Genomic DNA, 15,687 nt, shown 5'->3' with positions numbered 1-15,687 from the left:
CGTAAATCTCTTACTTTGTCATCCAAACATGCATCACCGAAAACAGTTGTTCCAATTTCAATGGTTTGCTAATATAGTCTGACGCACCTGATTCCAGGCATTTTTTCCGGTCATCTTTCATCGCCTTTGCAGTCAGGGAGATAATCGGAAGATCCGCGAATTCTTTTATGTCACGAATCCGCTTCATCGTTTCGTACCCATCCATCTCAGGCATCATGATATCCATCAAAATGAGGTCTATCCCTTTATTTTTGTCTAGTACATCCAGGCATTCCAGGCCATTATTCGCAATCAGGATCTTCATCCCTTTACTTTCAAGAGCTCTTCTTAATGCAAAAATATTACGGTGATCATCATCGGTAATCAAAACCGTCTTGCCATAGAAAACATTATTTTCATCGGCCAATTCTTCATTTGACTTGGTATGTTCCACTTCCGGAACTGCCGCTATTGCTGTATTAGACTGTTCAAGAGTTGCTGCTACTTCTGCGGACGCTTGTAAAAATGTTTCACGGGAGATACTTTCTTCGGTAATACTCGGAATGAGAAGAGCGAACGTACTTCCTTTCCCTTCTTCACTATCAAGCTGGATTCTGCCACCTAAAAGTTTTGCAAATTCAGTGCTGATGGACAACCCTAGACCTGTACCGCCATATTTTCTACTCGTAGCTCCTTCTCCTTGTTGGAATGCTTCAAAGATCAGGGCATGTGTTTCTTTTGGAATGCCAATCCCCGTATCCGTAACCGAAATCTCTAGCCAATAATCGACACCCGTGTAGTTCACGTTCGTCAGCACTTTCTTGATTTGGACGGATACAGAACCCTTCTCTGTGAACTTGAAGGCATTCGAGAGCAGATTTTTAATGATTTGCTGGAAACGCTTCTCATCGGTTTGGAAAATGGTCGGTACATCCGGGCTCATAGTTATATGAAAATTAAGGCCCTTCTGATTCGCAATATGTGAAAAATTCCTCTCTAAACTGGCAGGAAGTTCACTTATATTCACTTCACTTAGCGTAAGCTCAAGCTTTCCAGCTTCAACTTTTGAAAGATCTAGAATATCATTGATCAAGTTTAACAAGTCTTGCCCAGAAGAATGAATGACTCCAGCAAACTCTAATTCTTCTTCTGATAGAGAACGCGTGTTATTTTCAGTAAGCATCTCGGATAGGATCAAAATACTATTTAACGGAGTGCGTAGTTCATGAGACATATTCGCCAGGAATTCCGATTTGTATTTAGAACTAATCGTAAGCTGTTTCGCCTTCTCTTCAAGATCTTTCTTTGCGATTTCAAGATCTCTTGACTTTTCTTCCGCTTCTTGTGAACGATTTTTCAGCTGCTCATTGATCATCTGTAATTCTTCTGACTGCATCTGCAGTTCCTCAGACTGACTCTGCATTTCTTCAGATTGTGCCTGAAGTTCTTCGGTCATCGCCTGAGATTCAGTTAATAATCGTGCAATCTCCATGCGATCAATGACACTATTGATGGTTAACCCGAATGTTTCAAGTACAGTATCTATAAAAGCGATATGCTGCTCCGTAAATTCATTAAGGCTCGCAAGTTCAAATACGGCGATGACTTCCCCTTCATGAATGATTGGAGCGATCAGAATACTTCTCGGCTTTGTTTCTCCTAATCCAGAAGAAATCAACTGATAGTCTGCTTCCATTCCATTGATCACTTGTATTCGTTTTTCAAGTGCACATTGTCCGATCAAGCCTTGTCCGAGGTTGAAACTCTCTCTTCCTGCATCATCCACGGAATCTGCAAAGGAAGCCTTTTTTACGAACTTAGTCCCTTTCTCTTTTCCTTCTTTACTATAAAAAGCTCCAAATGATGAACCCGTTATTTTAGCGGCACCGGATAGGAATGTCTCCGCAAGGTTCTCCAATGAAGATATGCCTTGGTTGTTACTTACGACTTTTGTAACATTCGTTTGCAGCCAATCCCGTTCTTCAAATGAATTCAGAAGTTCGTTCGTCGCTTCTCCAAGATCCCGAATTTCGTCGTTGGTCTTAACGTGAATCCGCCCGCTCAAGTCACTGCCGTTCGCCATTGCACGAATGCTTGCCACAACTGCTTTTAACGTTTTGAGGATGGATCCGGATATAATCATCGCTAGGACAACAGATGCAATGATGACGAAGGCTAACATGCTAAAGAGACCAATTTTCAGATTCAGGTTCTGCTCGTTCAAACTCTCCGCACGTTGTTCCGTAAGCGCTTTTTCCTTATTTCGGAAGGTTTCAAATTGGATCAAGACGTTATCGATTTCTTCTTTTCCCCGTTCTTCTTTAAAAAATTCGCGAATACCCGCTGTATCGTTCTGCTCCTTCAGCTTAATGAACGGATCACCTGCGACCGCTACCCATTGCTTGATGTTTTCATTAATCGAATCAAGCACTTTTTGCTGTTTCGGATTGTCGGACAGAAGCTCCCTAAGTGCATTGTAGTCTTTTCTCAATTGGGAACGCGTCTCATTATACGGCTCTAAATAGCTCTGCTCTCCCGTAATAATATAAGCTCGCTGACCCGATTCCAGCTTTAACAGATCTTTTTCAATTCGATTTGTGATATCTCTAACCGCGAAATCATGCTCGACGATAAAGTTTCTTTCCGTGTTCATCGTATCTAACTGCTTCATTACAGCCCAAATAGACGCAATTAAACAAATAATCACAATAATATACCCAGTAATAATCTTCTGGCGTATTCCAAATCTAAAATTACTCATCCATGCTTGCCTGCCTTTTAATAACATAATTTCTTTTAATTATAATATGTTCCACAAGATATAGATAGCTCTTGAGCATGTTATATGTTTGATAGTAGGACAAGCACTGCACGTATTCGAATGAAACACGCCAAATAGGCTTGGTGACAGGATTCTTTTTGTAGCTCGCAACTTATAACACGGCCTTTGTATGGTCCTGTTAAACATGGTTGCTTTAAAACTTTATTGTACTAAAATCAAATTCGGACTTCCTCCTTGCCCGGAACTATATGCCTGTCTTTCTATGAAACTGGATGTATGAAGTTTCCCTTTCAACAACAAAAAAAATCCTCCCACAGTAAACCGCGAGAGGCCTTCAACGTTAAAGATCTTCACATTTTTGGTGAGCTTTCATGATTTCGTGGTCAAAAAATGGGTAGCACCTGACTTAGTCGGGTGCTACACCAAAAAATATCAATCTACTTGTTACCTTCAGCGGCACCCACACTCTTTATGGAACGATGAAGGGTAAAACTTTCTCTACAGCCTATGACGGAAGATTTACCGTCAATTTCCTTACTTCACAAATTTCTTGTTAAGGCAAATACCTTCTTGCACCTGTTAATTCCTCTATATACCCTTTAGTATTAACAGGAATGATTTCAACATTTTTCTTTGAGTTAGGCGAGTGAATCATCATACCATTTCCCGCGTACATCGCTACATGGTGTACACTTCCTTTTCCATTATCATGAGCAAAGAAAAGTAAGTCCCCCGGCTGGAGATCTTCAAGTTCAACTGATACACCATTTTTTGCTTGAACACTGGAATCCCTTGGTATGGTAATTCCGTATGATTGATACATCGTAAAGGTAAATCCTGAACAATCAAAACCAAAGCCGCTCATGCCGGCCCATAAATAATGCAATCCAAGAAATCTTTTTCCCGTTTCTACTAACACTTCCCCTGTTGGCGCAGGAATTTCAGCTGTTGAGTGAAACAACTTGGCGTGTTCCTTTTTTACAAAAGCCTTTTTGCCATTTGGTTTGAGTACTTTATATGCATGTTTGGTTTCACCTTCATAGGGAAGGCGAGTATTGTAGCTAATTTCTATATTTTTTTCTTTAAAAGATGGTGATGGATAAAGAAAGGTTGTAGGTTCGGTAATCATAATAAAAGGTTGATTTTCTGCCTTTGCAAACTTTTTGCTATAGGTTAATTGGGATGCTGGCAACCAACCAGGGTATCCCAAATCATTTCTTGGGGTTGGTTGACCCGCTACAGCTACTTTCACCCATTCACCTTGTCTTTCAAGAATTGTCACTTTATTTCCGTAAAGAGCTTGAGTTTCCAGCATTCCGTCAGCGGATAATTGCAATTGCTGCTCATATGTCATAGCACTCGTCCATTTTCTCATATTCACTGGGTTGGCAGCAGATGGTTCATCAACGGGGCGTAAAATATTGGGAGCTGTCCAAAGTGTCGAAACTGAGACATCCACATAAGCGGTTTCATCCATTTTTTTCTCTTTCGTGTTTGCTTGTACATTCGAACCAAATCCTACTAGGAAAATGGCGATAATCGTTAAAATGAAATGTTTCATAATCCAAGTCCTCCTTTTTTTTGTTAACATGGTTTGAATCCTCGGAACTATCATCCAATTAAATTACTATTGCACGCTATAGTAAAACTTCCATTACTCTACTTAGACCCGACCAATCCCAGGCAAATCCGATAATTGAATTTCTTCCCCGTGATACATAAGTACATCCGGTTTTTCCGAAAGCCAAAGCGGTGCATCAAGATCAAAATATTTCACATTTGGATGTGAGGCCGCAAAATGGGCTGCAGCTCCAACAGAAAGGGCTGGTTCCATCATGCTTCCAATCATACAAGCGACTCCATTTGCTTCGGCGATACTCGCAATATTCCAGGCTTGTGAGATTCCACCACATTTCATCAATTTAATGTTTAATAGATCAATATATCGACCAGCGACAAGTTTCAACGTATCTTTGGTCGAAAAGAGACTTTCATCCGCCATAATTGGAAGCCCAACTCGTTCCGTGACGAATTTTAGTCCCTCCAGATCATAGCTTGCTACAGGCTGTTCGATGAATTCGATGTTAAACTTTTTTCGTTCCATCTCGTTAATCAGCTGTACCGCTTGTTTGGGTCTCCAGCCTTGGTTCGCATCGAGACGAAGCTTAATCGTTTCTGGTATTCCATCACGGATGGCTTCGATTCGTGCAATATCAAGCTCTGGATTTGCTCCAACCTTCACTTTTAAGGTCTGAAAACCATCATCAGCACTTTTGCTGGCATCAGATGCCATTTTTTCTGGTGTATCTACCCCCACTGTCATACATGTTTTCAAGTCCTTTTTATCGCCAAGAAAAGCATACAAAGGGATATTTAATAGTTTGCAATAAGCATCGTGTACAGCAATGTCAGCAGCTGCTTTGGCACTTGTATTCCCGACACAGCAGGATTGGATTCTTTGAAGGACCGTTTGAAAATGAGTAATATCAGCACCGACAAGTTCATTTTTTATTGGCCCAACTAGAGCCGCTTCAATGCCCTCTGATGAGTCTCCCGTAATGATGAAGGTTGGTGCTGCTGCCCCCTTGCCAATCATGCCATTTTCAAGCGTTAATGACACTTCGATATTTTCGATTTCGGTTGCTGTTCTTAATGCGGTTTTAAAGGGTACACGCAAGGAAACCTTACGACGCTTGACTTGTAAGTCATGTATAATCACGATACTCATTTCCTTTCCATTTTTTTATAGCCCTTTTAGAAAATACTTAATATTTTAGCAACGATCATACCAAAATAGGTTCCAAGGAATGATCCGATTAATGCCATGATCACACCAACTGGAATGAGTGCGCGGCTATATGATGCAGCTAACATTGGCGCTGATGCCATCCCGCCGATGTTCGCAAGGCTTGCCACGCCAAGTGTAAATAAATCATATTTAAAGAGTTTCCCTAACAATAGCATGATGATTAAATGGATCAACATGATCAAGAATCCAGAGACAAGATAAATCGGTGCTTGCGCAATATTTGAAAAATCCGATTGCGAGGCAATGAGTGCAACAATAACATATAGCATCACATTCGAAACATCCAATGCACCCGGAATCTTGGCAACTGGTGTTTGTCCTAAAATTAAACCGATCACGGAAGCAAGCATGATTGTCCAGCTTGTCCCATTTATTACGGCACCTATCTCGGGAAGATGCTGACCTGCAAAGGTAGATAGAGCTGAAATGAATAAACCAATACCCAATAAATACAACATATGCTGGAATTGTACTCCAGTCTTTTCTTCGGAACTTGCTGCCGCTTCCTCGAATCCTTTTTGAAGAAAGCTTGTATCCGCCTTTGTCCAGCGATTAAACTTTCCCGCAAATGGAACAAGCCAAAACATGAACATGACCCAAACTGCGTAATTAATTGTATCCATCATTAAGGCATAACCAAAGATATTCTCCGGCACTTTCAATATGCCTTGAAGGGCCACCATGTTTGCAGATCCACCTGTCCAGCTTCCTGCAAGTGCTCCAAATGCCTTCCACGTATCTTTAATATAAAAGTGTTGAAAAGCGATATAGACTACGATAAAGCCAATCATTATACTGACAACAGCTACTAAAAACCCGCCAAGCATCCGCGGTCCTAGCTTGATAATACTGCGTATGTCACACTTTAATAACATGATGGCCAGCATAGCGGGAAGCAAGGCTCCTTTTACACTGGAATAAACAGTCGCTGTGGACTCATTATCTGCAAAGAGACCACAAGTTTGCATGATCGCAGAACCGATGTAAATAAGAACTATACCCGGTATAAATTTTAAAAAGCGATTGGTATTGAATTTCTTCTCAAACGCAACCATTAAAGCTGCAAAAGCAACCAATACACTGAAATACATGAATCCATCCTGAATCATTGATATATCCTCCTTAAAAAGACAAAAAAATCCAGCCTAACAAAAAATCGTTAGACTGGATTTTGTCTAGGTTTATTTAGACAAAGCAGTTATAGCTATATATTTCTTTAGAGCATCCTGAAAAGCGACAACCATCGCCTTTTGGGAAGAACCAAAATAACGGTTGGTAATATCTTCTACAATGGACGGATCATCCACATGACGTCCAATAAAAAGTGATTGCACAAAGCGAATGGTTAAATCCACTGTCGCCGAGCAATCCACATCAATAATTTTGCCATCTCTTCGATCGACTACCAGCGCCAAAAAATATTGACTGAATTTCATGGTAATCGGGTTATTTTGTGACGACTTCGCATCACCAATTATAAAAATCGTGTCTTTTTCATACATGCCATTGAATTCCTTTCAATCATAATTCAGACGATATAAGGGACCAACAAGGAGCACTTGCAGAAGCTCATATCATGAAATCGTTTTCAAAGGAATATTAACAATATACCATCCCTTTTATTTTCAGACAATAGGAAATTATTAATTATTAGCTTTGTAGAGTAAATTTTATCAAAAATTTCACGAAAAGGAAAAACTTTTATTAATGAAGCGGGTTTCACCATATAAAATCACTGATACTTTTGCTAAAAAATAACCTATTCCATCTATTTGTATTAAGTTGGAAAGTTGAATCCGATTTTAATTACTGGTAGTCCCTTTATTTTCAAGATCTTAATTGTCTCTGAATATTTAATCTCTAATACATTTATATCGACCCCTTTAATCAAATTTTCCAATCTAAAATAACCCCAGACCACGATTGGATATCAATTCAGTAATAGCATACGAATGGATCCAACAGATAAAAAAAACTTTGCATCTAATAAGCATTTCCATATTGTTCAGGTGATTTATAACGGAGGTAGTTAATAAAGTTAAACCAATATTTTAAAATCAAAAAAGCCCCTACTCAACAAGTAGGGGTTTTCCTAAAGATAAATGCCTCATGACGGCTGCCGCACAGATCGCTTATGTATTTTTAAAAGTAGTATGAAAAAGATTTTTTATACAGCATTAAACTGTATTCACTCAACAGTTATAAAATTTTCACTTTAATTCTCGTAGTAAATAATTACATAAATCAACTAGAATATATTAATCTCTCATAGATTTAGTTAGATAAACGGGATTTACATCTATATTTACATGCAACAATGCCTTTTCAATAGTATCTATGGACACTGAAGGATTATCTCCTAGTAGTGATGCAATGCCTGCTTCATATTTGTCCTTTTGGTAAGTACCTTTCCTTTTATCTTCTAAAGCATGCAGCAAATGAAAAATTACCTTTGAATCCTTTTCACTTAAATCATGATTCATAATGAAATGAAAATATGTATATTGTTCAGGGTTATTATCCAATGCAATTGTAAGCAGTAATTTTTGATGATATTTCACCTTATTTAATTCATCTAACATATTATCCATTATAATCCACCTCTTTTATTATAAAACCCAAAGTGCAATTGCAACTTCTCTAACTCTAATACTTTTCATTGTGGTCAAACTCCTTTTAATAATGGGGTTAGGGTAAGTGTTTCCTCACTTCTAACTTTATTTTAATATATTTAGTAAATTCTCTCGTTCCAAAAATGAAACGATGTATTTCACATTTCCAATTCCTTTATTCCCCTGTGTTAATTGTTATTCGTTAGTAAACTTTAATAAAATAGAGTGAGCAGGATTGAAGTAAGGTAAGCCATACTCCCTTAAGGAAACTGCATCTACAATATCAACATTGGTTAAAAGACCCTCTAGCTTTTGTTTTGGTTTAAAAACGCTATATGGTAATAATGCTGATCCATCATACTATCTTCTATCTTATCTCTGCACACCTTGCCCCAGCTAAAAGATCCTAATGAACCTGTTGGCTCCAAAAACATCGAGAAGAGGCCTCTCACAGTAAACCGTGAGAGGCCTCAACCTTAAAGGTATTCACATGTTTGATGACCTTTGAATTCCAAAAGATTCTTAATGACCAAAAGAAGGGTTTAAATAGTCAAAACCGATACGCATAGATCGAGTGTTTTCACCTTTCGCCCCACTGGCTACTCTTTAATACGGACGCACCTGTACGAATCAATTCTTATCCTCTCTAAATTTGACCAAGTTGAACCAGCTGGCTCCCCCATGTTGCGATTCAGACAGGCCATGGCTAACAAACCCCAATTTTTCATAGAAAGGAACTAATTCCTGTTTACAAGTTAAAGTGATTCCCTTTCTGTCATGTTCTTCTACAAGTGATTCCATTTTCTCCATTAAAGTCTTCGCAATTCCTTGCTGCCTGGCATTCTTGGACACAGCTAACCCTAGGATGCTCTGATATCCTCCACTTTTCGGATTCTCTTTGATTTCCTCAAAAAGATCATCCGTTATATAAGGCTGATCAATGATGGGACCATTAATATAACCAAGGATTCCGCCTTCCTTTTCTGCCACAATAAAGGTGTCGGATATCAGAGTGATCCTGTCCACAAACGCTTCCCTTGTGGCAGCTTCTTCCACGGAAAACCCTTCATTCTCAATGACTATAAGCTGTTCTAAATCTGCAGCTTGAACATTTCTTAAAAAAATCATTCTGACAAAAACCCCTTTCCTAACCGGATTGATTTGCATGAGTTTTACGAGTAAACAATATTTTATCTAGAAAGCTTTCATTGATGGATAGCGGACATATCGAACCACACGGTAAACCCGGCCTTTTACTTGAACGGGATAAAAGGCAGGGAGGAAGTTCCCCCACTGCCCTATTTTCATTTCGTTAAGATCTTCGCGTAAACTTTTCGGACATGAATGAAATTATATTCACTTACAAAGGTTGAGCCTAACAGGAGGGTGCCGCCAAAGATTTGAACGGTTGTCATATTTTCTTGTAGTAATGCAGCCGATATCAGGATCGCTACAAATGGATCCACATAGCTTAGCATGGCAATGCTTTGCCCTTTTAAATTTTCCATTCCGGAAAAAAACAACCAAAAACCAATACCTGTGTTCACAACCCCTAAGAGCAGCACAAACGGAATGGAAGTCCTTGGTGCTTCCAAAATACCCAGCCCCTCAGTGAATAATACATAAGGCAAGAGCAGGAAGGCAGTGGTGCCAAGCTGAATGATGGTAATCTCCAACATGTCGATGTTTTTAATGAATTTATTCAATAACATTAAGGCGGCGTAAAATGCAGCCGCGATCAACCCGAAAAGAATCCCCAGCAAATCTTCTCTGCCAGAGGCGCCAATACCGTTTCCGATAATCAATAACATACCGACTATCGCTACGCCAATGCAAACTACTTTTTTGATTGGCAATCGTTCTTTCAGTACGAATGGCGAGAGAACCATGACAAAGACTGGTGCAAAATAATAACCCAATGTTGCATTCGCAAGTGTTGTGTGTTCGTAGGATTGATAAAGAAAAATCCAATTCCCTCCCAAAGCGAAAGCGGAAAGAAACAAGGGAAGAGCATTGCCCTTTACGAATTTCCAAGGAATGGGCTTCCTCATCATTACAAATACGAACACTAAAAAAAGACACCCGATCGAACTGCTCAGCAAAGCTGTTTCACTCGAGGATAAATCAATGAATTTTACAACTAAACCGATCGTACCAAAGATGATCATTGATAAGATAAACTGAATGCTAGATTTCATCGTCTACTCCTTCGAATCTGCGAAACAGCTTATACATTTCGCAGATTCTTAATCTGTTTTATATATAAGCAAATACAGCTGAGTAAACGGTGGCGGCGGTGATGTCGAAACTGGCTTTGTAAGGTATGGATTTTCACATGATTTTGGCATCATGAACCTCCTAATATGCAAGAATGATAGTTTTAAGCATAATGCTTTGGTTAAACAATGGGAAGGGATATCTTTTTTTATTTTTTATCAATTTGCTGAAGTCCTGAAGTTTTTTCATGTCGACCGCTACCTGCCCAAAGGACAAACGGAATGAGCAGTAAGGCAAGCACGGCACCCGCAATCGATAACGTTGCATAACTGGAATGGGCTACAACCATTCCCGATAAGCCTCCGCCCAATGCGCCCGACAATGCAATCAAAACATCTACAGAGCCCTGTGTCTTAGCCCGGGTGGATGGAGGGGCGGCATCCACCAGAATGGCTGTGCCACTAATCAGACCGAAATTCCAGCCTAGCCCAAGCAAGGCAAGTGCAATGATGAGCATCATCATCGAATCAGCAGGTCCAAGAGCAGCTAAAATGCCGGCAATCAGTAACGTAAGGGCAGAAGCAATCGCCATAACGCCACGACCCATTTTATCCACAAGAAAACCGGTCACCAACGAAGGCAAAAACATGGCACCGATATGGAATCCGATGACCAGCCCCACTTCATTTAACCCGTGACCATGGTGGCCCATATGTATGGGTGTTATCGTCATGATGGCAATCATGACGAATTGGGTTAAAACCATTACTGCAGCTCCTGCATAAATGCCCCGCCTGTTTGCCGATAGCAAATCGGCCTTCCCATTCAAAGGTGAATCACTAGTTCCTTTTTGAGCAGCAGCAATCGCTTTTGCAACAATGAAGGGATCAGGACGAAGCAGCATGAATAATACGAAGCCTGCAAGTAGATAAGCTATCGCAGCTAATATGAATGGACCAGCTAAAGCTGGAATTCCAATTGATACAGCCAAATCCCCCATGACATCCACCAGGTTCGGTCCTGCCACGGCACCGAATGTCGTCGAAACCATGGCCATGCTGATCGCTTTTGCTCTTTGGCTCGAGTTTGCCAAGTCCGTTCCTGCGTATCGTGCTTGCAAGTTTGTCGCCGTCCCGGCGCCGTAGATAAGCAGTGATGCAAATAACAGCAGGATGCTATTTGTTAAAGCTGCGATCACCACGCCAACGGCACCGATGCCTCCCGCAAAAAATCCTGCCGCAAGTCCTGGACGGCGTCCGAAGCGCTGGGACAGACGCCCCACTAGCAGCGCAGCCCCTGCTGACCCTAACGTGAATAACGCCGTAGGAATTCCCGTCACACTATCTGTACCCAGCATATCCTGTGCCAGCAATGCCCCCACTGTCACCCCCGCTGCAAGTCCTGCTCCGCCGAAAATTTGGGATATGACAACAACCAGTAACGACCGTTTGTATAATTGTTGTTGTTTTTCAGGAGAATCAATATAGCTTTGCAGTCTATTCGATTGGCCTGCCAACTCTTTTACACTATTTTGCAATACCATCTAACCTCTCTTTCCAAAATGATGATTCTATTCTTGTAACGATCCAAGATTTGCATTATCATAACATTCACAAAAAAACCATACAATATCATAATTGTATGGCGAACAATATATTAGGCTAAGTTTTTTAGTAAACGTTCAAGGATACGTAATCCTCTTTCCAGCTCCTCCATTGTTTCCGGAGCACAAATGGAAACCCGTACAGCCCTCTCCGGGGAACTTTTCCCCACTACAAACCGTTCAGCGGCATACACCTGTACCCCCTGCTCTGCAGCTAACGCTTCGAAGCCAGCACCTGTAATCTTTCCAGGCAATAGTAACCAACGGAAGATACTTGTTTCAGCACCTAAACACGCATAGCCTGCCAAATATCGATTGACGACCTGATTCCGACGAATTGTTTGCTTCCGATGGCCCGCAATCATACCTTCAAATTGATTCGATATGATGGTACGCGCCGCAAGCTCCGCTAATAACGGGGAAACAGTTATATTCAAATTATAAAGTGCCCTTGAAATCGGCTCCTTGAATGGACTCGGCACAGCGACATAGGCTAGCCGCAAACCCGGTGCGATCGACTTCGATAAACTGGCAATGTAGATGACCTGTTCCGGGGCAAATGAGGCGATGGCCGGTAATGGTTTTTCGTTATGTAGATGATACGTCGCATCTTCTATGATGAACTGATCATGCTTTTTCGCAATTGCCGCAATCATTTTCCGATTCTCGACAGACATCGAGCAAGCTGTCGGATTATGAAAATCCGGGATCAAGTATATGCCTTTAATATTGTCATGCTTACACGCATCCTCAAAAGCAGCTGGACTCATTTCACCATTCTCGGATTTTATCGGCACTATTTGCACACTAAGCATCGCGGCCGCCGTTTTCAAGCCTGGATACGTATGTTGATCAGCGCCAATGCGATCACCTGGCTGACACAGACTCGCCAGCGTGGCGGCAATCGCATTTTGACCGCCATTTGCAAATAATATGCGCTCGACTGTCGTTTCAAACCCGCCTCTTTTCATTAGCTTGATCGCTGCATCCTTTTGCCAAAAGCTTTCACCTGTTCTGCCATATCCGAACCACTTTTCATAATCCGTCTCCTGCAGCATGTTTTTCAGCTGGTGGAGCAATGGCTCAAACGAAGCATTATCTGGCAGTGTCGCTCCCATTTCAATCAAATGCCCCGGCTTCACTTCGTCCAGTAAGTAAGCATTCGATAAAGCATCATACGAAACGAACGTGCCGCTTCCAACCGTTGCACTCAGCAAGCCCTTCAACTCACACACCTTAAACGCCTTTGAAACAGTACTTACATTCAAATCCAAATAATCGGCCAATTCCCGCTGCGGAGGAAGCTTCGTACCAGGCACCAAAAGCCCCTCCATAATGTCACATTCTAACCGCTTCGCCAATGCCTGATATATCGGCCTATCCTCCCTACTGATCGTCGGCTTCCAGGTCATTGGATAATCCTCAAACGAATTGATCGGCACAGTCCTCATCCTTTTTCATACAATCTTAATATTGTATGGCGATAAATTCAAACCAATCCTGCACCGATCACCTTAACTAAACATTGATTATTCCTATTATTCACAATACCATTGACAATGAAGTGAATCCATCATACAGCAAAAGCAACGACTGCAACTGATGATTACACTATCATCACGAAAATAAAGAGGTGCTACATATATGCTTCCAAAGTATGCTTTCCCTTTTATCATTTGTATGTTTCTTCTAATGGGGTGTGATACCACAGAAAAGACAAGTGAAAAATCTGTCCATGATCCAATCGAGACTAAACAGAATAACTCATCGAATCAAAAAAACAAATCATTGGAAAACAAGCTGCTTCCCCCTAAATTTAGCATCACAAAGTTTGAAATGAATTATATTCCTGAGAATAAGGAATTAACTTTTCTGATGAATTACGAAATAGATCAGGACATATACGAAATCTTACAGGAAAACACCCAAAAGCTGTACTTTTCACTGGAGTACCCTGAAGCAGTATACGATGTTTTACATAAGACAACCAGTGAATCAGTGTTGGCAGAGCAGCCTACAGATCACAAAACTACATATCAAACTCCATTCAAACTAAACATCGATTTAACGAAAAAAGAATTGGAGAAAATAAAAAACAACCTATCTGGCTTTAACCTCATTATAGCTGACAAAGATAAGGATCCTATTGCCCATTTTATTGATTTGAATGGGTTCAATACTTTCGATCCTGATACTTCAAACTCTACTCATATAGATGAGATAACGGAATAGATCGCAAAGAAAACTGCCGATTCAGTTAATGCTTCCATTAACCCTCATAACGAAAATGTTTTGAGGGTATTTGTTTACCATAGCTTTGGGGCTATAGGGCGGATAACGAAAAATGTCTACTCTAATATTTCTCAGAATAGCGAAGGCCTCCCGCATTAAACCGTGGAATGCCTCAAATTTATATATTTACATGTATATAGTGAGCAAATTCCTAAACCCTCGTTAAATCCCTATATTAAAGGATTTAAGCGATGATTACATCATGCCGTCCATAGATTGTGAAGTCTTACATAATAACATCATACAATTTAACCTTAATTAAAACACATAACAAAACATACGTTCTAAACTAAGATATTCACTCAAAAATTTAAAATAATAACATTTTCGGCATCCATTCGGCACCTTTGAATCAAATCCCTACTCCTTAACAAAAATCAAGCTTTGGAAATCCGACCTTGTCTCATTAACTGCTTCAAAGTAAATAGATAAATACCATTTCTATATTATATCCTTAAAATTCATCTATATTTGATATTTGTTTAATCTAACATTGAGATATATAATAAAAATAAGATAAAAAAGAAAGCGTTTTCAACATTTAAATACTTCGTTACTTCTCATATTATAAGGAGGATTTAAGATGAGCCAAGTAGAAAGAAATTCCAAAGCGCAGAAATTAATTGAGCAACAAAAGTTCAATGAGAAAGACATTTCCAAGATGACGGATTCACAGGTTGAATATTATCACTGGCTCTATTTCGATGACTCTGTTTATGATTATATGTAACTCAAATATTAAATGATAAAAAGCGGGGAAAACACTGATAATTCAGGGTTCCCCGCTTTTCCTTTTATCCTTTCCGAAATACTTTCTTGCAAACCCGATCTTTGCTGATAAGTGGGTTTCAGTTGCTTTTTTGACCTGGCTGACTTTCAGCTTCCTTCCTTTCCCCCCATTTACTTCCTTGCGGCTGGGCACCCATACATAATAGAAGGGAATGAGCTCTACAAAACAGTCGAGGGAACAAACCTCCCACTCAAGCCAAAACATTTTCTAAAGATTGCTTTATAATCCACATATCACAGTACACTGCATCCAATACTAATCCTCCGTTCAACAGTTATTCATATAAAAAAGCCCTCCTTGGATATATGGCAGCGTAGAGATCAGTAATAGGTTTTTCTTGTTTTCCAGATGATTTATTAGCTGAACCCAAATGCTATCTCGAACCAGGCATACGCATACATCCTTACTGATTGAAGCAGGAGTGGGGTTGAAAGAAATTCAACAACGAATAGGGCATACAGATATTCAAACACGATGAATATCTATGCTCATATGAAAAAAGCCTCCCACAGTTAACCGTGGGAGGCCTTCTAATTTAAAGATATTCACATGTTTGGTGAGCAATCATCCTGAATACTCGTTAAATCCCTATATTAAGGGATT

At 40.2% G+C, this 15,687-nt stretch carries 12 protein-coding genes and 1 pseudogene; 3 read left to right on the top strand and 10 right to left on the bottom strand.

Annotated elements, in window-relative coordinates:
• Window positions 1-10 precede the first annotated feature (10 nt).
• From MHI53_RS01815 to MHI53_RS01770, 10 genes are all read right to left on the bottom strand, one after another.
• Entirely contained in the window at window positions 11-2,740 is a 2,730-nt protein-coding gene (locus tag MHI53_RS01815) for a CHASE3 domain-containing protein (RefSeq protein ID WP_061142136.1), read from the bottom strand.
• A gap of 574 nt (window positions 2,741-3,314) precedes the next feature.
• Window positions 3,315-4,238 carry a C40 family peptidase gene (locus MHI53_RS01810; RefSeq protein WP_340373633.1) on the bottom strand — a complete coding sequence of 308 codons (924 nt, stop codon included), beginning with the start codon at window positions 4,236-4,238 and terminating at the stop codon, window positions 3,315-3,317.
• 186 nt (window positions 4,239-4,424) lie between these two features.
• Window positions 4,425-5,480 carry a dipeptide epimerase gene (locus tag MHI53_RS01805; RefSeq protein ID WP_061142134.1) on the bottom strand — a complete coding sequence of 352 codons (1,056 nt, stop codon included), beginning with the start codon at window positions 5,478-5,480 and terminating at the stop codon, window positions 4,425-4,427.
• A gap of 35 nt (window positions 5,481-5,515) precedes the next feature.
• Entirely contained in the window at window positions 5,516-6,679 is a 1,164-nt protein-coding gene (locus MHI53_RS01800; RefSeq protein WP_061142133.1) for a DUF819 family protein, read from the bottom strand.
• 72 nt (window positions 6,680-6,751) lie between these two features.
• On the bottom strand, window positions 6,752-7,072 hold the full coding sequence (locus MHI53_RS01795) for a DUF3870 domain-containing protein (RefSeq protein ID WP_061142132.1): 321 nt from the start codon (window positions 7,070-7,072) through the stop codon (window positions 6,752-6,754).
• 756 nt (window positions 7,073-7,828) lie between these two features.
• Window positions 7,829-8,161, bottom strand: a complete 333-nt coding sequence (locus MHI53_RS01790; protein ID WP_340372620.1) for a DUF1878 family protein — start codon at window positions 8,159-8,161, stop codon at window positions 7,829-7,831.
• A gap of 651 nt (window positions 8,162-8,812) precedes the next feature.
• Complete coding sequence (locus MHI53_RS01785) at window positions 8,813-9,310, bottom strand: GNAT family N-acetyltransferase (RefSeq protein WP_061142130.1); 498 nt, start codon at window positions 9,308-9,310, stop codon at window positions 8,813-8,815.
• Between the two features lie 176 nt (window positions 9,311-9,486).
• On the bottom strand, window positions 9,487-10,380 hold the full coding sequence (locus MHI53_RS01780) for a DMT family transporter (RefSeq protein WP_340372619.1): 894 nt from the start codon (window positions 10,378-10,380) through the stop codon (window positions 9,487-9,489).
• Between the two features lie 227 nt (window positions 10,381-10,607).
• A complete protein-coding gene (locus MHI53_RS01775) occupies window positions 10,608-11,942 on the bottom strand; it encodes an MFS transporter (RefSeq protein WP_340372618.1) in 1,335 nt (444 codons plus the stop codon).
• A gap of 113 nt (window positions 11,943-12,055) precedes the next feature.
• Complete coding sequence (locus MHI53_RS01770) at window positions 12,056-13,453, bottom strand: PLP-dependent aminotransferase family protein (RefSeq protein WP_185113074.1); 1,398 nt, start codon at window positions 13,451-13,453, stop codon at window positions 12,056-12,058.
• A 193-nt stretch (window positions 13,454-13,646) separates the two neighbouring features.
• Here MHI53_RS01770 and MHI53_RS01765 point away from each other — a divergent pair, with 193 nt between their 5' ends.
• From MHI53_RS01765 to MHI53_RS01755, 3 genes and pseudogenes are all read left to right on the top strand, one after another.
• On the top strand, window positions 13,647-14,234 hold the full coding sequence (locus MHI53_RS01765) for a hypothetical protein (protein ID WP_340372617.1): 588 nt from the start codon (window positions 13,647-13,649) through the stop codon (window positions 14,232-14,234).
• Between the two features lie 643 nt (window positions 14,235-14,877).
• A complete protein-coding gene (locus MHI53_RS01760) occupies window positions 14,878-15,024 on the top strand; it encodes a BH0509 family protein (protein ID WP_155645458.1) in 147 nt (48 codons plus the stop codon).
• Between the two features lie 445 nt (window positions 15,025-15,469).
• A pseudogene (locus MHI53_RS01755) lies at window positions 15,470-15,600 on the top strand (tyrosine-type recombinase/integrase); the annotation flags it as partial.
• Window positions 15,601-15,687: the final 87 nt, after the last annotated feature.

The organism is Peribacillus sp. FSL E2-0218 (assembly GCF_037992945.1).
Taxonomy (GTDB): Bacteria; Bacillota; Bacilli; order Bacillales; family DSM-1321; genus Peribacillus; species Peribacillus simplex_B.
This window is presented reverse-complemented; position numbering and strand designations above follow the sequence as displayed.

Coding starts and splice junctions, on each gene's coding strand:
- MHI53_RS01815 (WP_061142136.1), bottom strand. CDS start 2,740: ATGAGTAATTTTAGATTTGGAATACGCCAGAAGATTATTACTGGGTAT.
- MHI53_RS01795 (WP_061142132.1), bottom strand. CDS start 7,072: ATGTATGAAAAAGACACGATTTTTATAATTGGTGATGCGAAGTCGTCA.
- MHI53_RS01785 (WP_061142130.1), bottom strand. CDS start 9,310: ATGATTTTTTTAAGAAATGTTCAAGCTGCAGATTTAGAACAGCTTATA.
- MHI53_RS01780 (WP_340372619.1), bottom strand. CDS start 10,380: ATGAAATCTAGCATTCAGTTTATCTTATCAATGATCATCTTTGGTACG.
- MHI53_RS01760 (WP_155645458.1), top strand. CDS start 14,878: ATGAGCCAAGTAGAAAGAAATTCCAAAGCGCAGAAATTAATTGAGCAA.
- MHI53_RS01790 (WP_340372620.1), bottom strand. CDS start 8,161: ATGGATAATATGTTAGATGAATTAAATAAGGTGAAATATCATCAAAAA.
- MHI53_RS01800 (WP_061142133.1), bottom strand. CDS start 6,679: ATGATTCAGGATGGATTCATGTATTTCAGTGTATTGGTTGCTTTTGCA.
- MHI53_RS01810 (WP_340373633.1), bottom strand. CDS start 4,238: ATGGATGAAACCGCTTATGTGGATGTCTCAGTTTCGACACTTTGGACA.
- MHI53_RS01770 (WP_185113074.1), bottom strand. CDS start 13,453: ATGAGGACTGTGCCGATCAATTCGTTTGAGGATTATCCAATGACCTGG.
- MHI53_RS01775 (WP_340372618.1), bottom strand. CDS start 11,942: ATGGTATTGCAAAATAGTGTAAAAGAGTTGGCAGGCCAATCGAATAGA.
- MHI53_RS01765 (WP_340372617.1), top strand. CDS start 13,647: ATGCTTCCAAAGTATGCTTTCCCTTTTATCATTTGTATGTTTCTTCTA.